Raw genomic sequence first — 24847 nt, forward strand, 5'->3', positions numbered from 1 at the left:
ATCGTGTGTAAGGCGCAAGCATCGCCTCACGGCGAACCTCGATAAAGGACAGCCGAGCATCGATCGCTTCAGAATCGACGCGCGAGCAAACCTCGGCTTACGCTACCATTACGCACAATATCTCTCGTGAATTCTCCATGCCACATGCTTTCTGGCCCGAACAGGCCGATCCGTATCTCTTCCTCGAAGAACTGGACAATCCCGCGAGCGCCGACTGGGTCGACGCACAGAATGCCCGCACGCGCGACGCTCGATGGCTGAACGACGCGCGCTATCGCGAGCTGGTCAACCGCTTCACGAAAGCGCTGCTGCCGCGCGAACGGCCGGTGATCCCGCAGCGCTGGCAGCACTGGGCCTACGACGTATGGCAGGACGAGCGCCATCCGAAAGGCCTGTGGCGTCGCACGTCGTGGGCGAGCTGGCGCAGCGGCCGCCCCGAGTGGCAGACGCTTATCGATCTCGATGCGCTCGGCGAAGCGGAAGGCGTTCAATGGGTGTTCGACGATCAGCTCATCCTCGATCCGGACGGCGACCGCGCGCTGATCGTGCTGTCCGACAGCGGCGCCGATGCGGTCGTCGTGCGCGAGTTCGACATCGAACAATGCCAGTTCGTCGACGACGGCTTCGCGATCGAAGCGGCCGGCAAGCATTCGATCGAATGGATCGATCGCGACACTCTCTATGTCGACTGGGACAACGGCGGCGCGACCGTCACGCGTTCCGGCTATCCGCGCGAAGTCAGGCGCTGGACGCGCGGCACGCCGCTATCCGATGCGCCCGTCGTGTTTCGCGGCGCGCGCGGCGACATCGCCGTCGACGCGCAATATGATTCGATCGATCGGCATCATGCAATCGAGCAGGCGATCAACTTCTATGACGCGAACACGTATCGCCTCGACGAAAACGGCGCGTGGATTCGCTACGACGTGCCGGCGCACGTCGAGGTCGGCGACTGGAGCGGATGGCTGCTGCTCCAGCCGATGCTCGACTGGAATTGCGATGGCGCTCGCTATGCGAGCGGCAGCCTTCTCGCGATCCGCGAAGATGCATTCGTCGCCGGCGACCGCGCGTTCGCGACGCTGTTCGAGCCGAACGATCGCACGTCTGCCTGCGGCTGGACGCATACCCGCCATTTTCTGCTGGTGTCGTGGCTCGACGACGTGCTCACACGCACGATGCTCTGGCAGCCCGAGCGGCAAGTCGATGGCGCATGGAGCTGGCGTGCGCGACCGTTCCCGGCGCGCGGACTCGCGCAAGTCAACGTGTCGCCGGTCGAACCGACGTTCGACGACGAAGTGTACGTAAGCGTCGACGATTACCTGACGCCGCCCGAGTATTCGCTTGCCGACCTCGCGGCCGACGACCTGTCAGCGTGGACGCTCCTCGATCGCTGGCCGACGCAATTCGACGCCGCCGCGCTGACGGTGCGGCGCGAACATGCGCGCTCGCGCGACGGCACGCTGGTGCCCTATACGCTGGTCGGCCCGCGCGACGCGTTGGACGATGCAGAGCGATCACCCCGTCCGTGCTTGTTGAACGGCTATGGCGGCTTCGCGATTCCGCTCACGCCGAACTACGATCCGCTGCTCGGCATCGGCTGGCTTGAAAAAGGCGGCATCGCGGTCTTCGCCCATATTCGCGGCGGCGGCGAGTTCGGCACGCAATGGCACGAAGCCGCGCGGCAAGCGGACCGTCAACGTTCGTTCGACGATTTCATCGCCGTCGCCGAAAAGCTCGTTGCCGACGGCGTGACGACTGCCGCGCAACTCGGCATCCGCGGCGGCAGCAACGGCGGACTGCTGGTCGCGGCATGCATGATCCAGCGCCCGGACCTGTTCGGCGCAGTGGTCAGCGAAGTACCGCTGCTCGACATGCAACGCTACCCGCTGCTGCACGCGGGCGCGTCGTGGCTCGACGAATTTGGCGATCCTGACGATCCGGCACATGCGAAGACACTCGCGTCTTATTCGCCGTATCACCAGGTGACGCGCGACGTTGCCTATCCGCCGGCACTCTTCACGACGTCGACGAGCGACGATCGCGTGCATCCCGCGCATGCCCGAAAGATGGTGGCGCGCATGCAGGCACAGGGGCATCGGAACGCATGGCTGCTCGAGAAAACCGATGGCGGTCACGGCAGCGCCGACGCAATCGACACGGCCAAACACGAGGCGATCGGGTATGTGTTCCTGTGGAGTCATTTGTCGCGCGGCGCGGGCGACGCACGCGAGTAAGTCGCCGTGATAAGACGGGCGGATGCGTGATATCCGCCCGTCTCGCGCTCATCGTGAAGGGTAGCTCAAGGTTGTCGCCCGCACGCAGAAGTCTTGCCGATACGAACGAAATTCCGCCGCTCGTCGCTCGTCCCTGTTTGCGGGAATCGCCGCTTTATCGCGCACTTCGCTGCGTTGTTCGCGAAACGCACTCGTCGATCGCGGCTAGGGACATTATCGTTGCGGACCTGCATCGGCAAGTCACGCGATCGCACTCGACGAGAATCTCGTCGTGATGAACTACTCGCTCTGTCGGCGGAGAGGGAGATGCCGCAGTGCGGAAGACGAGCGATACAGGCACGCTTCGCTCGTCTTCCGCATCGAGATCGTGTGACATGACGCCGCTCATTCGATCGCGTCGCGTCGTCCGCCCATCCTGGAAGCGCGCCGATTCGGCGGAATCATGCGTATCACGGCGATGGGCCCGACGCGCATCCATCGCTCGCCCGATCGATCGACGCCCGCAACGCCGGTTCACCTCCCCCCGTCATTCGCCCGAATCACCGCCTCGGCCGCCGCATCGGCATCGCCCGCATAGCCGTCGTGCACCCGCGTGCGCAGCCCCGGCAGCGGCGCTTCGCCGTCGAGCAGATGGCCGCCGCGTTCCTTCGTCTGAACCGTCGCCCGCATCGACAGCCCCACCCGCAGCGGATGCGCCGTCAATTCCGACGGCTCCAGCGAGATCACCACCGGCACCCGCTGCACCACCTTGATCCAGTTCCCCGCCGCGTTCTGCGACGGCAGCATCGAGAACGCGCTCCCCGTCCCCGCCGAGAAGCCCTCCACCCGCCCCCGATACGTCACCCGCGAGCCGTACAGATCCGACTCCAGCCGCACCGGCTGGCCAACCCGCATGTGGCGGATCTGCCCTTCCTTGAAGTTCGCCTCCACCCACACCTGCCGCAACTGCACCACCGACATCAGCGGCACGCCCGGCCCCACCTGCTGGCCGATCTGCACCGTCCGCTGACCCACCGTGCCGTCCACCGGCGACACGATCGTCGTCCGCTTCAGATTCCGGTACGCAAGCCTGAACTGCGCGGCCGCCTGCTGCACCGACGGGTTCTGCTCCACCGGCCGCTCGCTGCCCAGCGCGCGCGCCGCGTCCAGTTGCGCCTGCGCGCCCGCCAGCGCCGCCTGCGCGTTCGCCAGGTTCGACTTCGCCCGCGCCAGCTCCTCCGGCGCCACCACCTCCACCGACGCCCCCGCCCGCGCGCGATACGCCTGCTGCGCGAGCTTCAGGTCCGCCTCGCGCGCCTTCACCGTCTCCTCGTACATCCCCATCGAGATCCGCGTGTTCGCGACCTGCCGCACCGCCTGCGCGAGCTGCGCCTGCGCCTGCGCGAACGCCGCCGACGCGTCCGCGTCGTCCAGCTTCGCCAGCACCTGCCCCGCCTTCACCTGCTGCGTGTCGGTCACCAGGATGTCGGTCACCGTCCCCTGGATCTGCGCGGCAATCTGCACGATGTTGCCGGCGACGTACGCGTCGTCGGTCTCCTCGCTGTAGCGGCTGACGAGGAACCAGTAGAGCCCCGCCGCCAGCGCCAGGATCGCCAGCAGTCCGAAGAACAGCGTGAAGCGGCGGCGGCGCGTCGCGCGGCGGGCGGCCAGGAGCGCGGCGTCTCCGGGGCGGGCGGGCGCGCCGTCCGTGGCCGGATGCTTCGCGGACGAGCCGTCGGCGCTCGCCGTGTCGTTTGGCGTCTTCGCGCGCAGCGTGTCGGTGGCGGTGTCGTTCAAGGTCTTGGCGTGCGTCGGTGGCGTGGCGCCATGGGGCGGCGGCGCAGCGTGCTCAGCGTGCTCAGCGTGCTCGGCGTCGACGGCGGTCTTGTCCGACGCGCTGGCATGCGCGACGGCGGTATCGTTCGAATCTCTCGTATACACAATGGTGATGGCGTTGGATGCGTTCGTGTTGGATGGGTTCGGGTGAGCGGCATGCTTGCCCATGTCGGCGGGGTCATCGGCGGGGTCGTCGTGCATGCGCTCGGTCGATCAATCGTGCGCCGGCTCGGCCGGCCGCGACGCCGCCGCGAACGGCTTGCCCGCCTGCGCGAGCGGCGCGCCGCTCGCCTGCCGTCCGTCGAAGCCGCCGCCCAGCGCACCAATCAGCCCCACCCGCAGCGTCCGCCGACGCGCCTGCAGCTCGATCGCGTGCGCCCGCTCGTCCAGCAGCGTCAGCCGCGCCAGGTTCACGTCCTTCTGCATCCCCATCCCCCGCCGGTGCCGGTCCTCCGCCAGCGCCACCATCCGCTGCGCCGACCGCACCGCCTGCTGCTGTTCCTTCAGCAGCGCATCGACCGTCGACAGCGACGTCAGTTGCCGCGCCACCTCGCCCAGCGCCCCATCCACCGTCTGGTTGTACAGCGCCAGCGCCACGTCCGCGTTCGCCACGTCGCCCCCCAGCTTCGCCTTCAGCCGGCTGCGATCGAAGACCGGCAGCGACAGCGCCGGCCCGATCGAGCCGCCCAGCGCATCCCGCGAGAACAGCGACGCCGGCGTCAGCGCGAACAGTCCGCCCAGCGCCGCCAGGTTCACGTCCGGGTAGAACGACGCGCGCGTGCCGTCGATCGCCGCGTACGCCGATTCCACCCGCAGCCGCGCCGCGACGATGTCCGGCCGCCGCCCCAGCAGCGCCGCCGGCAGCCGCGCCGGCAGCGGTGCGTCGGCGAGCGGCGCGAGCTTCGGCCGCGCGAGCGACAGCCCACGCTCCGGCCCCCGGCCCGTCAGCACCCCCAGTTGCAGCTTCAGCAACTGGATCTGCTCGTCGGTCAGCGCGATCTGCTCGAGCAGCTTGCTGCGCTTGAGCGCCGCGTCGTCCGCGTCGTAGCCGTTGTCGATCCCGCGCGCCGCGCGCTCGCGCAGCACCGTCTCGACCTGCTCGCTCGACCGGCGCTTCTGCTGCAGCAGGTCGCGCAGCGCGCAGGCCCGGTCCAGCTCGCCGTACAGCGTCACCACCGCCACCGACAGCGTGAGCCGCGCCTGCTCCGCGTCGACCCGCGCCGCGTCGCGCATCGACATCAAGCCGCGCGTCGCCGCCGCGTTCTTGCCCCACAGGTCCAACTGGTAGTTCAGCCCGACGAACAGCGACGATGACGACATCACCGATTCGCCGACGAGCGGCACCGACACCGGAAAGCCGTTCACCACCGTGTTCACGGTGCCGCCCGAGCGCGGCAGGTGCGCCTTGCTCAGCGACGCGCCCGCCGTCGCCGTCAGGCCCGTCAGCGACTCGAACTGCTGCAGTTGCGACTGCGCGACGCCGATCCGCGCCTGCGCGGCCTGCAGCGTCGGGTTGCGCTGCAGCGCTTCGCCGACCAGCGTGTCGAGCTGCGGATCGCCGAACTGCCCGACCCAGTCGGGGCTCGGCCACGCGCCGTGCGTGGCGCCGCCCGTCGTCCGCGCGAGCGCGTCGTCGTCCGGCTCGCGCGGCGCGAGCGCCGGCTTGAAGCCCGACGGCACGCAGCCGGCGAGCGTCCATGCGAGTGCCGCGAGCGCGAGCCAGCTCGCCGCGCGTCCGACTGTCGTTCTCTTTGCGTCCTGATTCATCCGCGTCGGGTGTCCTTCGTGCGCGCCGGGTCGTTGGTCATGGTGTAACGTCGAATGCGTCAAGTTCGACAGATCTTCCGCCTACGGTCTGGTTGCGTCGGCAAGCTGATTCCGGTGTTATCTCGCGGCGATCTCGCCATCGTGACTCAAATCGTCTGACATCGCGTCGCGGCGAGGTTCGTTCGGGATGCTTGACGATTCCGGTTGCCCCGTGCTGCGTTGCTGCACGCTCGCCCAAGCCGCCCCGCGCGAGCGCGCTGCGTCGATCGCCCCCAGGCGACCGAACAATCCGTCGAGCACGCCCAGCGCGATCCCGCGCAGCTTCGCCCCCTTCTCCCGCTCGCACAGCACCACCTGGATCACCTGCCACACCGTCAGCAGATTCGGCACCAGCGCGACCGGGAACCGCAAGCCGTACTGCAGCCCCACCTGCATCGCGTTGCGCGCGCTGTAATATCGCCGCTGCCACGAATGGTGCATCGCGCTCAGCTCGAACGGCCCCACCCGGTGCCGCCGGCGCGCGCCGATCCGGTGCGTCAGCACGAGCGACGGCACCACGTACAGCGGCACGTTGCGCGCCAGCGCCCGCAGGCAATACTCCGTGTCGACGTGGTCGATGAACAGCGCCTCGTCGAACCGCCCCAGCTCCGTATAGGCCGCCCGCGAGATCACGCTGCCCGACGAGATCAGGAACGCGCAGCGCTGCGGCGCCGTCTCGCCTTCCACCCGCACCCGATGCACCGTCACGCCGCTCGTCATCAGCTCCGGCAGGAACCGTTGATCGTTCGCGTCGTAGATCCGCGGCCCCGCGATGAACGCGCCCGCGCCCAGCCGCGCGCACGCGTCGCGCATCTGCGCCAGGAACGTCGCCGGCACCGTCGAATCCTGGTCGAACAGCGCGACCGCGTCGATGCCCTGCGCGAACAGCGCCGACAGCCCCGCGTTGTACGCGCCCGCCACCCCGCCACGGTTGCCGTGGCGCCGCCACACGACGTTCGCCCGCGACGCCAGCGCGCGCACCCGCTCGCGCGCCGACGGGTGCGCCTGCGGCGTGTTGTCGACCACCACGAGCGCGTCGCTGTCGCGCGCGAGCGCCTCCAGCCCCGACAGCTGCTCGTCCGTCGGGTAATACAGAATCACCAGCGCACCCAAGGTCGTCATCGTGCTTCCTTCGTTGTCGCTTCGTCGCCGCTTCGATGCCTCAAGTCGTCAGGACTTCGACGCATCGCCCTTCGGCTTCGGCTTCGGCTTCGGCTTCGGCTTCGGCTTCGGCTTCGGCTTCGGCTTCGGCTTCGGCTTCGGCTTCGGCTTCGGCTTCGGCTTCGGCGAATCAGGAACGCGGCGGCTACCGCCTCAATGCCCCAGCGTCGTCGCCGCCCCCCGCTTCGGCCGCGTCAGCCACATCAGCCCCGCCAGCAGCAGGCACGTCCCGCTCGCCATGTAGAACATGTCGTTCGTCGCCATCATGTACGCCTGCTGCCGCACCACCTGGTGCAGCGAGCTCAGCTCCCGCGCCCCGTGCATCCCCATCGCGTGCAGCGTGTCCACGTACCGCTGCGTGTTCTCCGACGCACGCGTCACCGACTGCGACACCACCGCGTAGTGGTACGTCGCACGGTTGTCCCACCACGTCACGCTCAGCGCCGTCCCGAACGCCGCCGACAGCGTCCTTAAAAAGTTCGACAGGCTCGACGCCGCCGCCAGCTTGTCGTCCGGCACCCGCGACAGCGTCGCCGCCGTCAACGGAATGAAGAAGCACGGCAGCCCGATCCCCTGGATCAGCCGCGGCGTCGCCACCTGCGCGAACGTCATCGTCAGCGTGAAGTGCGTGCTCCACCACATCACCCCCGCGAACACCCCAAACCCGAACGTCACCAGCACCCGCGCGTCCACCCGGCTCGCGTACAGCCCCACCAGGATCGAGAACACCAGCGCCAACACGCCCATCGACGCCGTCGCCAGCCCCGCCTGGTAGGCCGTGTATCCCATCACCGCCTGCAGCCACAGCGGAAACACCACCCCCACCACCGAGAAGCTCATCATCCCCAGCGAGATAATCACCACGCAGAACGTGAAGGTCCGCTCCCGGAACAGGCTCAGATCCACCACCGGATGCACCTCCCCCGCCTCCCAGATCAGCAGCGACGTCAGCGACACCGCCGCCGTGATCGCCAGCGTCGTGATCAGCGACGAATCGAACCAGCCCCGGTCGCGCCCCAGGTCCAGCATCACCTGCAGCGCCCCCACCCCGATCACCAGCAGCACGATCCCCGGCACGTCGATCGGGCTCGCTTCGCCCCGCTGCGCCTCCGGGTGCAGCATCAGCGTGCACACCGCGAACGAGAACAGCCCGATCGGCAAATTGATCAGGAAGATCCACGGCCACGAGAAGTTGTCGATCAGCCAGCCCCCCACCACCGGCCCGAAGATCGGCGCGAGCAGCACCGTCATCCCCCACAGCGCGAGCGCGAGCGTGCGCTTCGCCGGCGGGAACGACCGCATCAGGATCGTCTGCGACAGCGGCACCATCGGCCCCGAGCACAGCCCCTGCAGCGCACGGCACGCGACCAGCATCTCCAGGTCCCGCGCGAGCCCGCACAACAGCGACGTCAGCGTGAACAGAATCACCGATCCGACGAACAGCCTCAGCTCGCCCACCCGCCGCGCGAGCCAGCCCGTCAGCGGCACCGCGATCGCCGCCGCCACCGAGTACGAGCTGATCACCCACGTGCCCTGGCTGTTCGACACCCCCAGGCTCCCCGAGATCGCCGGCACCGCCACGTTCGCCACCGTCGAATCCAGCACCTCGATGAAGGTCGCGAGCGACAGCGCGAACGTCAGGAGCGCGAGCCTCGCGCCGCGCAGCGGCCGGGCGGCGGGTTCGTTGTGCGACGGAAGGCTTGCCGCCGAATCGGCGTCGTTCGCGGGTACGCGCGCCGACATCGATTGCCCGCTCATGCCGGCTGCGCCTGCCGCGCCGCGACGCTCGGAGCGAAGCGCTCGATGAAGCGCGCCGCCTCGTCGCAGCCGTTCGGCTCCGCCTCCATCCGCGCCCGCACCTGCGCGCAGCGCGCCGCGATGGCCTCATCGCCCAGCACTCGCAGCAGCGCCCGGCCGAGCGACTCGCCCTGCACCGGCGCGTCCAGCCTCACCCCGCAGCCGCTCGCCGCGACCCGCTGCGCATTGTCGAACTGGTCGTGCGCGAACGGCGTCACCACCTGCGGCACCCCCGCCGCATACGCCAGCGACGCCGTCCCAACCCCGCCGTGGTGCACCAGCGCGCGACACCGCGGCAGCAGCGCCGCCAGCGGCACGTAGCGCCGCTTCAGCAGCGATACGCCATCCGGCTGCGCTCCATTCGTCTTCGTTCTCGTTGGCCCCGTCGTCCCCTCCGATGCCGCCGGCGCGTCCGGCGCGAGCAGGATCCCCCGCACCCCCGTCGTCCGCAGCACCGCCCTCACCGCCTGCTCGTAGGTCGCGCCGTCCACCCGCGTCGAGCCCGCCGTGAACACCACCGGCGCATCGCCCGACGCGACGAACGCGTCCAGCTCCGGGTCCGCGTCCCGCGCCCCCGTCTCGTTGAACAGCGGAAACCCGCTTTGCAGATGATTCGCCGGCCAGTCCGGCTGCGCCGCCGCAAACCACGACGGAAACAGGCACAGCACCCCGTCCGTCGAATGCAGCCAGCGCCCCAGGATCCGCCGCGCCGGACCGAGACCCAGCGACTGCCGCGCCGCATTCAGCTCCGGCCCGCACACCCGGTCCAGCACCTGACGCTCGATCAGCGTCATCAGCCCCGCCTTCACCGCCAGCGGCAAGCCCTTCGGGATCGTCAGCCGCTTGTGCGTCGGCGGCGCGTGCGCCGACAGCAGCGTCGACGGCGACACCTGCACCGACACGTAGCGCGTCCCGTAGCGCTCCTGCATCAGCCGCGCCGAGAACGCCCACAGCGTGCCCACCAGCACCGTGTCCGCGTCGCTCAGCGAACGCAGCACGTCGAAGTGCGGCCGCACCACCGGCGCGATCACCCGCCACAGCGTCCTGAACGACGTCCGCGGATGCCACAGCGCCGGGTCCGCCATCGCCTGCGCATAGTCTTCCGCCGTGCCCACCGGCTCGAACCCGAACCCGCTCGCCCGCACCGCCGCCTCGAACGGCGGATGCGTGCAGAACACCACCTCGTGGCCGCGCGCCGCCAGCGCCCGGCTCACCCCGAGCAGCGGGTGCACGTCCCCCGCCGACCCGATCGCCGTCACGATTACTTTCGACATCGCTTCGTCACTCAATGCAGCGCGGCAGCCGACGCACGCGCGCAGCGGGCCGTGGCGGACCGGATCGGCCGCCATCGGCTGGCGCTCGATACGCACCGCCGCGCGCTTCCGTCCAACGAACGCCCCTCGCCTTGGCCTTCCGTCGCCGCAAGGCCCGATGCGCATCACGCCGATTTGCCTGTTTGAACGAGCCGGGAACGACGCGCGCCGAACGTCGACGCGCACACCCCTGTCCCGGCTGCCTTGGACCGCCGCGCGCTACGACAGCGCCGGCATCTGCCCGAGCGGCGCGAGCGTCTCGCCCTGCGCCGCGTCCCGCGCCCCGCTCGCCCGCTCCTCGCCGAAGAAGCTCAGGAGCATCGAGCGTACCTGCTCCTGCTGCTGCCGACCTTCGAGATCCAGGAAGTGGCCCGCCTGGCGGATCGTCGCAAACTCCGCCCGGCGCACGTACGCGCCGAGCCGGCGCACGTCCGACGCCGTCGTGTACTCGTCCAGCTCGCCGTTGACGAACTTCACGTCGCAGCCGATGTTGTGGAATTCCGGCAGGTACTGCTCCGGCTGCATCGACAGGATCTGGTCGACGTGGAACGCCACCTGGTCCTGCTCCTTGCGCGGCAGCTTCGTCAGGTAGCGGTAGTTGTACAGCTTCATGATCCGCGGCAGGTAGCGCCCCACCGTGTCGTTCAGGAGCTGCGCCGCCTTCAGGTTCTCGCCCGCCGCAATGTGGTCGCGCGCGCGCGTCACGTAGTCCGTCATCGCGTCGTTCAAAAACGGCGAGAACGACGCGATCACCGCCCGGCGCACGCTCGCGCACCCCCGCGCCAGCGCGAACAGCGACGCCACCCCTCCCCACGACACCGACAGCAAAAAACTCGGCTCGAACCGCTCGGCCAGGTGCAGCAGAATCTCGACCTCGTCGTCCTTCGTCAGAATGTACTCGCCCGGATTGTGCTGCCGCGACTGCCCCGCGTACGGCAAGTCGAAGCACACCGCGTTCAGGCGCTCGCCCAGGTAACGGATCGTCTGGCCGAACGACGCGGTCGTCGCCAGCGCGCCGTTGACGAGGATGACCGTCTCGAAGGCCGGATCGAACACGTGACGCTCGACGTGGACCTTCAGTCCGTTCGGCAGCGCTACGACCTGTTTCTCGATAGGCATGGCGTAATCTCCCGCATCTGCTCGGCAAATGAGCTGATCCCGCGCCCCTCCCCTTGAAGGACGCCTCCACGTAGCCGCACGCCCTCCCGCGCGATCCGCCCGCCCTGCCTCGCGCGCGCCGTGACGGCTACCCACTCGCCGGAGCCGCGCATCGCCTCATATTCCACAGGCAATACGCTCCCCCGAGCCCGTCGCGGTCACCCCGCTTCTCTCGGCCCGTGGTCTCCAGCGCCTCTATCTCGCATGACGCCTCTCCAGGAAATTACCGCTTTCCGTCGCCTTCCCGCTTTCATTGCTGTCGCGCGGTGATTTGCGTTTTTGCGGTATTAATACTAATACGCTGAATACAATCTCCTCAACTATTTTTAATGTTTCGCCTCAAAAAAATCATCAGTGTGTCCTTTCGCACATTTAACAAATCACTCTAAAACATCTCCCCGATCAACCCCTTCATCGCAGCGAAATATTTTTTGTGATATAGAACGCATCGTGCGGGTATCGATTGAGACGTCCGTCGCACAACCCCCACCCGACCCAACGCAGGCCGACAAAGGCGGACATCGCATCCATCGACCCAATTACATCGCAAAACGAAAAATCCACAATCCAGCTCGATCCCAATATCTCAAGCACATCATTCATTCATCATCTCGCCATACCCAATCTAGGGCAGTCGTGCACCAAAACAGACACCCCAATCCATATCGCTATCATTACCGACCGCCCATAACACGAATTCACAATACAGGAATTACCGATTAAAACGTTTTAAACATTCTCAACTTACTTTCCATTAACTTTCACCGCCGCGCGGCTTAACCATGCATCGGCGTCGGTGCGCCGGATGACCACCGACGCCGAACGGCACAGCGGACCAACCACCTCGCCCACACCATCGCCATCCGGCGATCGATCCCCATATATTTTTATTAATTGAACGATCAATAAAAAACCGCTATCCTTCGGACTTCGCCACCCGCCGCGTATACAAAGGCCCCGCGATGCCCAAACTCGGAATGCGCGAGATCCGCCGCGCTCAATTGATCGACGCGACGCTCCGCACCATCGACGAGGCCGGCTTGCCCGGCACGACGCTCGCGTCCGTCGCGCAGCGCGCGAACATTTCGACGGGCATCGTCAGCCATTACTTCGGCGACAAGGACGGCCTGCTCGAAGCGACGATGCGCCACGTGCTGCGCGACCTGTGGGCCGCGACCGCGCGCCATCGCGCCGCCGCGACCGCCAAGCCGCGCACGCGCCTGCGCGCCGTTGTCGCCGCCAATTTCGACGACACGCAGATCAGCGCTCCCGTGATGAAGACCTGGCTCGCGTTCTGGTCGCAGAGCATGCACGAGCCGACGTTGAGACGCCTGCAGCGCGTCAACACGCGCCGACTCTATTCGAATCTGTGTGCGGAATTTGCAAAAACGCTGCCGCGCGCACGAGCCCGCGAGGCCGCAAGCGGCCTCGCCGCGCTGATCGACGGCCTGTGGCTGCGCGGCGCGCTCGCGGGCGAACCGCTCGACACGAAGGCGGCCCTGAAGCTCGCCAACGATTACATCGACCTGCTGCTCGCGCCGCGCGCCTGACGCGCAACGCGCCCTCGCCCACCCAAGGAGATCCTTATGTCCGTATACGGTCTGCAACGCCTTTACATCGCCGGCGCCTACGCCGAAGCCACGAGCGGCAAGACGTTCGACACGTTCGATCCGGCGACGGGCGAACGGCTCGCGAGCGTCCAGCAAGCGAGCGCCGACGACGTCGAGCGCGCGGTCGCGTCCGCACACGAAGGTCAGCGCGAATGGGCCGCGATGACTGCGATGCAGCGCTCGCGCATCCTGCGCCGTGCGGTCGAGCTATTGCGCGAGCGCAACGACGAACTCGCCGAGCTCGAGATGCGCGACACGGGCAAGCCGATCGCGGAGACACGCGCCGTCGACATCGTCACGGGCGCCGACGTGATCGAGTACTACGCGGGCATCGCGACCGCGATCGAAGGCCTGCAAGTGCCGCTGCGTCCGGACTCGTTCGTCTACACGCGCCGCGAGCCGCTCGGCGTGTGCGCGGGCATCGGCGCATGGAACTATCCGATCCAGATCGCATGCTGGAAGAGCGCACCTGCGCTCGCCGCCGGCAACGCGATGATCTTCAAGCCGAGCGAAGTCACGCCACTGTCCGCGCTCAAGCTCGCCGAGATCTACACCGAAGCGGGCGTGCCCGCCGGCGTGTTCAACGTCGTGCAGGGCGACGGCTCGGTCGGCGCGTTCCTGACCACGCATCCGGGAATTGCAAAGGTGTCGTTTACGGGCGGCGTCGAGACCGGCAAGAAGGTGATGTCGCTCGCGGGTGCGTCATCGCTGAAGGAGGTGACGATGGAGTTGGGCGGCAAGTCGCCCCTCATCGTTTTCGACGACGCCGATCTCGACCGCGCGGCCGACATCGCCGTCACCGCGAACTTCTTCAGCGCCGGCCAGGTGTGCACGAACGGCACGCGCGTGTTCGTCCAGCAGGCGGTGAAGGATGCATTCGTTCAGCGCGTGCTCGAACGCGTCGCGCGGATCCGCATCGGAAAACCTTCGGATTCCGACACGAATTTCGGCCCGCTCGCGAGCGCGGCACAGCTCGACAAGGTGCTCGGCTACATCGACAGCGGCAAGGCCGAAGGCGCGAAGCTGCTCGCGGGCGGCGAACGCCTCTCGCACGATCACTTCGCGAACGGCCAGTATGTCGCGCCGACCGTGTTCGGCGATTGCCGCGACGACATGAAGATCGTCCGCGAAGAAATCTTCGGCCCGGTGATGAGCATTCTGTCGTTCGAAACGGAAGACGAAGCGATCGCACGCGCGAACGCGACCGAATACGGCCTCGCGGCAGGCGTCGTCACCGAGAACCTGTCGCGCGCGCACCGTGCAACCCATCGTCTCGAAGCCGGCATCTGCTGGATCAACACGTGGGGCGAATCGCCTGCCGAGATGCCGGTTGGCGGCTATAAGCAATCCGGCGTCGGACGCGAGAACGGCATCACGACGCTCGAGCACTACACTCGAATCAAATCGGTGCAGGTCGAACTCGGCCGCTATCAACCGGTGTTCTAAGCATCCAGGAGAACCGCAACGATGACGACACGCGAATTCGATTACATCATCTGCGGCGCAGGCTCCGCGGGCAACGTGCTCGCGACGCGCCTCACCGAGGATCCGGACGTCACCGTGCTGCTCCTCGAGGCGGGCGGCCCCGACTACCGGTTCGACTTCCGCACGCAGATGCCGGCGGCGCTCGCGTACCCGCTGCAGGGCCGGCGCTACAACTGGGCATACGAAACCGATCCCGAGCCGCACATGGACCATCGCCGGATGGAGTGCGGACGCGGCAAGGGCCTCGGCGGCTCGTCGCTGATCAACGGGATGTGCTACATCCGCGGCAACGCGCTCGACTACGACAACTGGTCGACCCACAAGGGCCTCGACGACTGGACGTACCTCGACTGCCTGCCGTACTTCAGGAAAGCCGAGACGCGCGACGTCGGCGCGAACGACTATCACGGCGGCGACGGCCCGGTGTCAGTGACGACGAGCAAGCCCGGCGTGAATCCGCTCTTCGAAGCGATGGTCGAGGCCGGCGTGCAGGCCGGCTATCCGCGCACCGACGACCTCAACGGCTATCAGCAGGAAGGCTTCGGGCCGATGGACCGCACGGTTACGCCGCGTGGCCGCCGTGCGTCGACCGCGCGCGGCTATCTCGACCAGGCGCGCCCGCGGCCGAATCTCGAGATCGTCACGCATGCGCTCGCCGATCGCATCCTGTTCTCCGGCAAGCGCGCGACAGGCGTCACGTTCCTGCACGGCAGCGAGCGCGTCACCGTGCATGCGCGCCGCGAAGTGCTCGTCTGCAGCGGCGCGATCGCGTCGCCGCAACTGCTTCAACGCTCGGGCGTCGGCCCCGGCGAATGGCTGCGCGAACTCGACATTCCGGTCGTGCTCGATCTGCCCGGCGTCGGCCGCAATCTGCAGGATCACCTGGAGATGTACATCCAGTACGAATGCAAGGAGCCCGTATCGCTGTATCCGGCGCTCAAGTATTGGAACCAGCCGAAGATCGGCCTCGAATGGATGATCAACGGCACAGGTCTCGGCGCGAGCAATCATTTCGAGGCGGGCGGATTCATCCGCACGCGCGACGACGATCTCTGGCCGAACATTCAGTACCACTTCCTGCCCGTCGCGATCAATTACAACGGCTCGAACGCGATCGAGATGCACGGTTTCCAGGCACACGTCGGCTCGATGCGCTCGCCGAGCCGCGGTCGCGTGAAGCTGCGCTCGCGCGATCCAAATGCGCATCCGAGCATTCTGTTCAACTACATGTCGGAAGCGCTCGACTGGCGCGAGTTCCGCGATGCGATCCGCGCGACGCGCGAGATCATGTGTCAGCCGGCGCTCGACCGCTATCGCGGCCGCGAGTTGAATCCGGGCGTCGACCTGAAGAGCGATGACGATCTCGACACGTTCGTGCGCGCACGCGCGGAAACGGCGTTCCATCCGTCGTGCTCGTGCAAGATGGGCTTCGATAACATGGCCGTCGTCGACAACGAAGGGCGGGTGCACGGGCTCGAGGGACTGCGGGTCGTCGACGCGTCGATCATGCCGATCATCACGACCGGCAACCTGAACGCGCCGACGATCATGATCGCCGAGAAGATCGCCGACAAGATCCGCAAGCGCAAGCCGCTCGAACGCTCGAACGCGCGGTACTACGTCGCGAATGGCGCGCCCGCGCGCGGCAACAAGCCCGCCGGAGCGCCCGCCACCGTATAAACGTCGGCGGAAACCGCGCCGGCGGTCGTCGATGCCCGAGAGCATCCGATAAGACCGTCGGCGCGCCACACGCAGCTGGCCACGCGTTCTGCCGGCCGATGCAAGCGCGCTCGACGCGCGCAATTGATCTCGCAACCGGAACCGCACGCGTTCCGGGCAATCCCTCCATCCTCTGCAGAGATTCGGTGTCGACAACGACAACAAGAACGACGGCGCGCCACTCCGCGAACACTACGTGCACCACGTCGCGCAATTTCAGTCATCGCGAGCGAAATACACCAAAGGCCCTCGTGACACGGCGCTCTCAACCGCGTCAACCGCGGGCCGCCACTCGCGGCAAATCGATTGCGCACCACCCGTTCTGCGGACCGTTTGCTTTCGGCTCATCCCTTCAAGATCGCCAAACGACACGGGATGGCTCGTACTGCTGGCAAGAACAATGACGCACGCCTTCGTGCAGCGCAGCTACCGGATGATCGTCGTGAGCTCCACCGTGATCACCGAGCATCCCCCAAACTCCGTTCGAACCGCGATTCCACGCCCGCCCTCTCGCGCGCCGCGCTCGAATCCACCCATTTTTCGCTTGCCCCAATTATCGAACTCGGCATTTACGCATGCAATGCATTCGACGCAACATTGACGCAATGGGAAAGCAACCCAACGGAACATCAATTTCAGAAAACAAGCACCGCTCGAACCCACTCCGATAAAGCAAATGCAACGTCAGGCATCGAATCAATTAAATATTCCAATCACATCATTCTTAACCCGATTTTTTCGCAAAAAGATCGCACCCCGCTTATCGCAATATCGAAATCAAGATAAGGCACAAGCCCTAACCAACTGCACGCCAGGCCACGCGCCGCAACTCATGGCAAACATCTGCCCCAACTGCGCCATCGGAATTCGACCCCACCGAAACAAATGACCCGAACAAATTAACCATCATTGAAATTACATCTATTTTAATTTCGACATATTCAACATGGAATTATTTTTATAAATCTCCGTAATTTTATTGTAAGATAAGCGCAAGGCACCTTACAGAAAGCCCAACAAGATGCCTCCCGCATTTAGGCGGACGAGCCGTTTTTCGATCTGGTTCCGACGGAATACACCCTCCCTCGGCCCGGTGACTCGACGGCGCCATGAAATGCCGTATCCGATCTCAGTTATTTAGGATCACTTTCCAACGTAATTCAGGACGATCATGGTCAAGACCTTCTACATCACCGCAGCCCCCGTCGGCGCTGTCCCGAAGTTCCTCGATCCGCTGGAGCCGAAGTTCATCCCGGATGTCCTGCTCGGGCTGCTGCCCGCCGACATGCGCGAAGCGACGACCAACGCGCTCGCGGCAAACGGATGGGAGGCCATACCCGCAGGCGGTATCGTGCGCGAATACGGCTTCGACGCACCGATCGACCTGGCCGGATATGACGGCGCACGCGAAGCGGCGTCCGTGCCGGATGCGCTGCGCCAGAGCGGCTGGGCGCCGAACGGCGCCGTATGGCACCGCACGTCGATTTCACATTCCCTCGCTCAACCGCCGCTGATCACGCGCACCACGCTCGAACGCCTGTCGTCGATCGAGCTGGTCCGGCAGATCGTCCTGCAGCTCACGACATTCGGCTGGACCGCGACCGACGACGGGCATCTAACCTGGACCCACGATCGAATCCACACTTATCTGTCGCCGGATTTCGTCGAGCGAATTCGCGCCGACAACGCGGCCGTGCTCGATTCGCTGTTCGAAAACGGCTGGCAGACGTGCGGCGCCGGCTATTGGCAACCGGGCAAGGCGCGTTCGCCTTATCTGCCGATCACGGCGGACGGCATCGTCGAGGCTTCGCGCGAAGCCCTCCGCGAAGGCGCGGCGGCAGTCCACTTGCACACGCGCGCAACCGACGATCAGGCGACACTCGCCATTCCCGGGCTGAACGCTCCGATCAGCATCGGCTCACAGCGCAACCACATCGTGCTCGAAGACTATGACCACATCATGCCCGCGCTGCTCGACCTGGAGCCGTCCGCGATCCTGAATCTGTCGACGAGCGCGCGCGGCGACCGGCGCGCGTCGCAAAGCCCGCTGCGACGTGCGCACCTGAAGCGCTACGGCCATGCGCAGCTCGCGCCCGACGTTGCGTCGTTCAGCCCCGGCCCCGTCGTATTCCAGGCGGGCGGCGGCTACGATAACCCGAACGCGTTCCTCGCCGATCAGCTCGCCCATTTCGCGGACGTCGGCGTGCGGCCCGAGATCGAAGTGTTCAACCACACGATCGTCGAGAATTCGATCACGCTCTATCAATCACCGCTCGTCAAAGCCGGTGTGCCAGTGCTGTTCATGCTCGTCGCCGCGGTCGATCAGCACCATCGCGACCCCGTCAGCGGCGACACGAGCGACGACTCGCTGATCGACGTGCCCACGCGCAAGGCGATCGCGAAGCTGCTGCAAGCGGGCACCGACGATGCGCACGAGAAGGCCGTCGAACTCGCCGCCACGCAACTGCGCCCGACCGTCGACAAACTGCGCGACAACTTCCCGTCGTGCAAGATTTCTCTGCTGCTGCCAGGTCCGTTCCAGGCGATGCTCGTCGACGTGGCGATCGCGCTCGACCTCGACGGCATCCGCGTCGGCCTCGAAGACGCGCTGAACGTGTTCGACACGCGCGTGCCGGGCGGCGTGCGCAAGGCGTGCGGAACGGGTGATCAGGTTCGTTGGCTGCGGCTCGAGCTCGAGCGCCGCGGCATCGGCATCGTCGATGCCGAAACGCTGCGCGACGAGCTAGGCATGTCGCGTCCCGACGTCGCGCTGTTCCGGCAAGCGGAGGCGGCGCTCGCGCACTATCCGGCCGACGAGCGTCTCGTATCGGCGGACACGATCCTCGATGCGCTGCGGCCGATCGTCGACACGTATCGCAAGATCGAGGACCGGCTCGCGACCCACCTCGCGCGCCCGGCGTCGCTGCCGACCGATCCCGCCGCGCTCGCGGAGCACGTATTCACGGCCGCGCGCAGCTTCGGCGTTACGATTCGTTCGTTCGTCGAAGAACTCGATCGCTATGAAGACCACGAATATCTGGTCGCCCGCTACATCCAGATCCCGCAGGCGTTGAATTTCGCGCGTGAGCTGCTCGTGCCGCGCGGCCATTCGATCGATGCGTACGACCGCGCGCTCGAAGACTATGCGCGCCCCGGCAAGACCGTGACGCGCGACAACGCGAGCTACAGCGTGCGCGTCGACCAGTTCAAGCCGCTGCCGCTGCGCTGCCTCGAATATCTGGTCGGGATTCCTTGCCGATACAACAGCGACTACAGCAACGTCGTCAATCTCGGCCTGCGCCAGAGCCCGCGCTACAGCGCGACGATGGCGCTGCTCTATCACGCGCTGCGCGAGCTCACGCTCGAGTTGCGCGACCGCTCGAACGCGTCGCACAAGGCGTGCGGCCCTGTCTGGACCGTGCTCGAGACGTCGGCGGCAGCGGGCGAGCCGCCCGTACGCCGCGACATCGCGCCGGACGATCTGCCAGCCGCGATCGACAGCGCCGACTGGGTCGTGCTGCCCAGCACGCCGACCACGAACTATCCGCTCGGCCTCAAGCTGTCGAACGGAATGGCTCAGCTATTCCACGGCTTCGTCGCGCAGATCGCCGCCGATCCGACGCTGCGCCCGCCCAAGCAGGCGCCACGCGACACGCCGCTGCGCCTGCTCGCGATCACGCATTCGGGACGCCGCGACGACGGCGAAACAGTGATCGAAGCCAGCATGCTGCACAACCGCTTCGCGCTGAACGCGGATCCGGCCGGCAGCTACTTCAGCCAGGAATCGCAGCTGATCTACGAGCGCCTGATGCTGCCGCGCCTCGTCGACAAGCCGGCCAAGCTCGCCTACACGGACCGGCAGCTCGTGCGCCGCGACGCGGCAGGATTCCCGCTGTATCTGGACGGCTCGCGCGCACGACGCATCAAGCCCGAGCAGATCGCACGGCTGCCGTTCCTCAAGTGCTTCGCGCACAGCTCCGGGATCGCGACCGCGCAGCAACTGGACGTGCAGGCGTGCCGCGACGGCGAGCGTCTCGGCCTCACGAGCGACGAACTCCGGACGTTCTTCGATCGTGCGCTCTTCGTGTCGTTCGGCTCCGCTGCGGACATCCACCTGGACTGGCTCGGCACGTCGGTCGTCGACGTGACCGCCTTCAACGACGTGCGCAGCCTCGCCGGCACCACGAGCCGTCATTACGTGATTCAGCCGGGCGAACATGCGGACGTGCTGCAGCATTGCCTCGTGCACACGCAGCCCGCCGACTATCGCTACGATCACGCGACGCCGATCTGGCAGGAAGGCCAGCAGGGCAAGATCGTCGCACGGCTAACGGGCGTGTTCCTGCTCGACGACCACGCGCGACTCGACGACGGCCACTCGATTCGCCGCTACCTGGCCGCGAGCCCGTTGTGGCTTCGTCAGTGGATCGCGCGATTCCACGACGCGCCCGCCGACACCGGCGCGCATGCGATCTTGGTCGAACTGCAGTCGTCGATGATCGACTACCGGGCGAGCGCGAATCAGACGACGCGGCGAGCGCTCGCGTAAGCGGGTCGGCGTGTCGGCTCCGAGCGCGCCGACATGCCGGTTCCCGCTGACGCAAGGCGATGTCCGATCTCATCGTTGCGGGACGAACGCAATTGCCAGCGAGGCGCGACGACGTCCGAATGACGAAGCGCGACGGCGACGATCCGCCTCGCGCATCGAACGGGTGCGCGACGGGCGTCGCGCCCCATCTGCAACGCCCGTCACCCTGGTTTCTTCGCTACCACGCCGCATCGGCAGGCGCGCATGGGCGCCCTGCCAATGGCGCACCCGTTCCAGCCGCATGCCGCTTTCCTTCTATGGCGGCGAATAATGGTCAAGTCTACTGAAGGAGCCGCACGCGCCGCGCATCCCGCGCCGGGCCGCCTTCCGACCAGAGACCGCCATGCCAGCCGCCCCCGCCGCCCCTTCGAACGCCGCGCGCGCCAGCGCCGCCGCCCGCCTCGAACGATTGCCGTTTTCCGGCTATCACAAGCTCATCTTCGTGATCATCGCGATCGCGTTCTTCTTCGATTCGGTCGACCTCGGCACGATGACCTTCGTGCTCGGCTCGATCAAGAGGGAGTTCGGCCTGTCGACCGCGACAGCCGGCCTCGCCGCCAGTGCGAGCTTCTTCGGGATGGTGCTCGGCGCCGCAGTCGCGGGCCTCCTCGCCGACCGGTTCGGCCGGCGCCCCGTGCTCCAGTGGAGCATGGTGTTGTGGGGCGCGGCGTCGTACCTGTGCTCGACCGCACAGAGCGTCGACGCACTGATCGTCTACCGCGTGCTGCTCGGCATCGGCATGGGGATGGAGTTTCCGGTCGCGCAGACGCTGCTATCCGAGTTCGTCCCCGCCGCGAAGCGCGGCCGTTTGATCGCGCTGATGGACGGCTTCTGGCCGCTCGGCTTCATCACCGCCGGGATCGTTTCGTACTTCGTATTGCCGCTGTTCGGCTGGCGCACCGTGCTTGCGCTGCTCGCGCTTCCCGCCGTGTTCGTGCTCGTCGTGCGCCGACTCGTGCCGGAATCGCCGCGCTGGCTCGAGCATCACGGCCGGTTCGCCGAGGCCGAGCGCGTGCTCGCGCACGTCGAGACGAAAGTGATGCAGTCCGCGCGCGTCTCGAGCCTGCCGGCGCCATCGCGACTCGCGGAGCCCGTCGCCGTGCGCGGCCGAGGCGCATTCCGCGAAATCTGGAGCGCCGCTTACCGTCGCCGCACGACGATGGTATGGCTGCTGTGGTTCTTCGCGCTGCTCGGATTCTACGGCCTCACGTCGTGGCTCGGCGCACTGCTGCAGCAAGCCGGCTTCGCCGTCACGCAATCGGTGTTCTATACGGTGCTGATCTCGCTCGGCGGCATCCCCGGCTTCTTGTGCGCCGCTTGGCTCGTCGAGTGCTGGGGACGCAAGCCGACGTGCATCGCTTCGCTCGTCGGCGGAGGCGCGATGGCTTACGCATACGGCCAAAGCGCGCTGTTCGGCGGCAGCGTGACGCTGCTCGTCTGCACAGGGCTTGCAATGCAGTTCTTCCTGTTCGGGATGTGGGCGGTGCTCTATACGTACACGCCGGAGCTGTACGGCACGGGCGCGCGCGCGACGGGCTCGGGTTTCGCATCGGCAATCGGGCGGGTCGGCTCGCTGATCGGCCCGTATGCGATCGGCGTCGTGCTGCCGATCTTCGGGCAAGGCGGCGTATTCACGCTCGGTGCGCTGTCGTTCGTCGTCGCTGCGCTTACGGTCGGCGTGCTGGGTATCGAGACGAAAGGCATGGCGCTCGAGGCGCTCGCATCGCCGGATGACGCGAGCGACACCGCGCGTGATCCCGCCGGCGCGGCTGCAAACTGATCGGCGGCCGCAGTCGCGGCGAACGGCACGAACGTGGCCGCAGACCGCTACGACGTGGCGCGCTCCGACCCGGTTCCATGCACGTATCGCTTCCGATATTCGGCCGGCGCGACGCCCACGTGCTAGGCGAATGCGCGTCGCAGCGAGATTCGGTTCGCAGCGACACCCGCCAGCAACACGGACGGCGGAGCGCTACGCTTCGGCGTTCAGCCGGACCGCGGCTCATGGGATACGTCTCAATCTCGCGTTCCGTCGGCAGATGCTCGGCAAGATCGCGCGGGAGGCGCGCTAGCAGCGCCGCGTCCATTCGCCCCGGCAATCGCGACTCGACTCTCGCTCATTGCACGGCGAGCCGGCTGCCGTCGGAAAACGTCGGCATGCCAACTTGCATGACCGACGTGCACGGCGCGCTTCGCTTGACATGCGCCTGCCATGCGTCGTTCGTTCGCGGCTTTCGTCAGTCGGGCGCGCGCTCGTGCGCCCAGTTCCCTTCGACGCCGATCTCGGTCTTGACCGAGTTCGCAAGATAGCACGCCTCGTGTGCCGCGTGATGCAGCCCGTCGACGTCCTCGCGCGTGGGTCCGCGTTCGCCGCCGAACGTCACGTGCGGCTTCAGCACGACGCGCGTCATCACTTCCTTGCCCTCGGCGTTCTTTTCCATCGTGCCTTCAGCCACGTCGCGATAGCCCGTCACCACGAACTTCTTCTGCGCGGCGAGCGACAGGAACCACAGCATGTGGCAGCTCGACAATGCCGCGACGAACGCCTCTTCCGGATCGATCGCCGCCGGATCGGAAAACGGCACGCGCACCACATGCGGCGAACTCGACGCCGGCACGCGGACACCGCCGTCGAAGCGCCACTCGTGCTTCCTGCTGTAGCGATTGTCCGTGAACGCCTCGCCTTCCTGCTTCTGCCACGCCACTTCGGCCGTATAGGTCGACATCGCTTCTCCTTCAGTCAGCGTTGGGATTCCTGTTCGTCAGATCGGCGTCAGCACCGGCTGCCCCGCGAAGTGACGCGCCGCGTTGTCGAGGAACTGCCGCACCGAACGGTCGAGCGCCTCCGGCGACCAGCCGCCCAAGTGCGGCGTCAGCACGACGTTGTCGAGACCGATCAGCGCGCTCGGCGGCTCAGGCTCGCCTTCATAGACGTCGAGCCCTGCGCCGGCAATGCGGCCCGCACGCAGTGCGTCGGCAAGCGCCGCCGTGTCGACGACGCTGCCGCGCGACACGTTGACGAGAAAACCGTGCTCACCGAGCGCACCGAGAATGCGCGCGTCGATCAGATGCTGCGTCGCCGCGCCGCCCGGCGTCGCGATGACGAGAAAATCCGCCCAGCGCGCGAGCGCTTCGAGGTCGGCGAAATAGCGGTACGCGACGCCTTCTCGCGGCGTGCGGTTGTGATAACCGATCTCGAGGTCGAAGCCCGCCGCGCGGCGCGCGACTTTCTGGCCGATGTTGCCGAGGCCGACGATCCCGAGCTTCTTGCCGGAAACGTTCGGCTGCATCGGCAGCGCGTCGCGCCACACGCCCGCACGGCATGCCGCATCGAGCTTCACGACGCCGCGCACCGCCGCGAGCAGCAGCGCGAACGCGTGATCGGCGACGCAGTCGTCGTTGGTGCCGGCGCCGTTGACGACGACGATCCCGCGCGAGCGCGCGCCGGCAACCGCGACGTTCTCATAGCCGGCGCCGAGCGCGCCGACGAACTCGAGGTTCGGCAGGCGTGCAATCTCGTCGGCGAGCAGACCGGTAGTGCCGTTCGTCAGCACGGCGCGCACGGCGGCGCCGCGTTCCGTCATCGCGTGGCGGCGCTCGCCGGGGTCGGGCGCGTAGATGACGTCGAATACGTCGGCAAGTTGCGCGTACGCATGATCGCGCAGCGGGATCAGCACGAGAAGCTGGGGCTTCATGGCGGGCTTCGGCGGAGGGACAGTTGACGTAAGTGTAACAATGGAACGCGCGATGCCGGCAGGAAGCCCTGTTCGGAGAGAGGGCTCGGCGGGATCGGATGAATGCGCCGGCGGCGCACAGCGTGGCGCAGCTTGGCACGACGCCGTCGTCGGACACGCGGCAGCGGGAACCGCATCTTTCAGCAGCCGAATTCGCCCTCGCCCCGCCCGAATCTCGCGATTCGGCACATTTCCCCAGTCGAGCTCCGCAATTCGGCATACGCTGCGGTCCGCCCCGGTCAATTCAGCATCGCTGCGACGCGGTCTGCGCTTAAGCTGATCGCACGCCGAACGATGTCCGGCGCGACACGCGGCCGGCCCCCCGGCAGCGCGCGCGAATCCGCGACGCTTGACGCTGGCCGCACTGCCGCCGTCGTCATCGGCATCGAATGCCGGCGCGTCGACATTCATCATGTCGGCCGGCCGA

The 24847-nt window shown here is 66.9% G+C and carries 15 protein-coding genes; 7 read left to right on the plus strand and 8 right to left on the minus strand.

All coding sequences use genetic code 11. The features are described from left to right. Positions 1 to 137: 137 nt before the first annotated feature. Positions 138 to 2234: a prolyl oligopeptidase family serine peptidase gene (locus tag WS70_RS26590; RefSeq protein WP_059598499.1), complete on the plus strand. Its 2097-nt coding sequence runs from the start codon at positions 138 to 140 to the stop codon at positions 2232 to 2234. A gap of 513 nt (positions 2235 to 2747) precedes the next feature. On the opposite strand, the gene WS70_RS26595 is transcribed toward WS70_RS26590, so the two are convergent. The 6 genes from WS70_RS26595 to WS70_RS26625 form a co-directional block, all read right to left on the minus strand. Further along, on the minus strand, positions 2748 to 4010 hold the full coding sequence (locus WS70_RS26595) for an HlyD/EmrA/EmrK family protein (RefSeq protein WP_082722319.1): 1263 nt from the start codon (positions 4008 to 4010) through the stop codon (positions 2748 to 2750). 252 nt (positions 4011 to 4262) lie between these two features. Continuing rightward, positions 4263 to 5816, minus strand: a complete 1554-nt coding sequence (locus WS70_RS26600) for an efflux transporter outer membrane subunit (protein ID WP_108034076.1) — start codon at positions 5814 to 5816, stop codon at positions 4263 to 4265. 117 nt (positions 5817 to 5933) lie between these two features. Continuing rightward, a complete protein-coding gene (locus WS70_RS26605; RefSeq protein WP_108034077.1) occupies positions 5934 to 6977 on the minus strand; it encodes a glycosyltransferase family 2 protein in 1044 nt (347 codons plus the stop codon). Between the two features lie 192 nt (positions 6978 to 7169). Next, positions 7170 to 8759 (minus strand): DHA2 family efflux MFS transporter permease subunit, encoded by a 1590-nt coding sequence (locus tag WS70_RS26615; protein ID WP_059598079.1) that lies wholly within the window; start codon positions 8757 to 8759, stop codon positions 7170 to 7172. 11 nt (positions 8760 to 8770) lie between these two features. Then, the gene (locus WS70_RS26620; RefSeq protein ID WP_059598078.1) at positions 8771 to 10087 is read right to left on the minus strand and encodes a glycosyltransferase; all 1317 of its coding nucleotides are present in this window, start codon (positions 10085 to 10087) and stop codon (positions 8771 to 8773) included. A 258-nt stretch (positions 10088 to 10345) separates the two neighbouring features. Beyond that, positions 10346 to 11245 (minus strand): alpha/beta fold hydrolase, encoded by a 900-nt coding sequence (locus WS70_RS26625; protein WP_059598046.1) that lies wholly within the window; start codon positions 11243 to 11245, stop codon positions 10346 to 10348. Between the two features lie 1001 nt (positions 11246 to 12246). On the opposite strand from WS70_RS26625, the gene betI reads away from it, so the two are divergent. The 6 genes from betI to WS70_RS26655 all read left to right on the plus strand — a co-directional run bounded on the left by betI (position 12247) and on the right by WS70_RS26655 (position 22466). Next, complete coding sequence (gene betI, locus WS70_RS26630) at positions 12247 to 12834, plus strand: transcriptional regulator BetI (RefSeq protein WP_059471344.1); 588 nt, start codon at positions 12247 to 12249, stop codon at positions 12832 to 12834. A 36-nt stretch (positions 12835 to 12870) separates the two neighbouring features. Beyond that, entirely contained in the window at positions 12871 to 14340 is a 1470-nt protein-coding gene (gene betB / locus WS70_RS26635; RefSeq protein ID WP_059598302.1) for a betaine-aldehyde dehydrogenase, read from the plus strand. A gap of 21 nt (positions 14341 to 14361) precedes the next feature. Beyond that, on the plus strand, positions 14362 to 16059 hold the full coding sequence (gene betA, locus WS70_RS26640; protein WP_059471342.1) for a choline dehydrogenase: 1698 nt from the start codon (positions 14362 to 14364) through the stop codon (positions 16057 to 16059). Between the two features lie 414 nt (positions 16060 to 16473). Beyond that, a complete protein-coding gene (locus WS70_RS31935; protein WP_203236006.1) occupies positions 16474 to 16884 on the plus strand; it encodes a hypothetical protein in 411 nt (136 codons plus the stop codon). A 385-nt stretch (positions 16885 to 17269) separates the two neighbouring features. After that, a complete protein-coding gene (locus WS70_RS26645; protein WP_059471341.1) occupies positions 17270 to 20647 on the plus strand; it encodes a 3-keto-5-aminohexanoate cleavage protein in 3378 nt (1125 codons plus the stop codon). 382 nt (positions 20648 to 21029) lie between these two features. Then, complete coding sequence (locus tag WS70_RS26655) at positions 21030 to 22466, plus strand: MFS transporter (RefSeq protein ID WP_059598301.1); 1437 nt, start codon at positions 21030 to 21032, stop codon at positions 22464 to 22466. A gap of 457 nt (positions 22467 to 22923) precedes the next feature. On the opposite strand, the gene WS70_RS26665 is transcribed toward WS70_RS26655, so the two are convergent. Together WS70_RS26665 and WS70_RS26670 are read right to left on the minus strand one after the other, a co-directional pair. Beyond that, complete coding sequence (locus WS70_RS26665) at positions 22924 to 23412, minus strand: OsmC family protein (protein ID WP_059598300.1); 489 nt, start codon at positions 23410 to 23412, stop codon at positions 22924 to 22926. 36 nt (positions 23413 to 23448) lie between these two features. Further along, positions 23449 to 24381, minus strand: a complete 933-nt coding sequence (locus tag WS70_RS26670) for a 2-hydroxyacid dehydrogenase (protein ID WP_059471338.1) — start codon at positions 24379 to 24381, stop codon at positions 23449 to 23451. Positions 24382 to 24847: the final 466 nt, after the last annotated feature.

The sequence above is a fragment of the Burkholderia mayonis genome (assembly GCF_001523745.2).
GTDB classification, from domain to species: Bacteria; Pseudomonadota; Gammaproteobacteria; order Burkholderiales; family Burkholderiaceae; genus Burkholderia; species Burkholderia mayonis.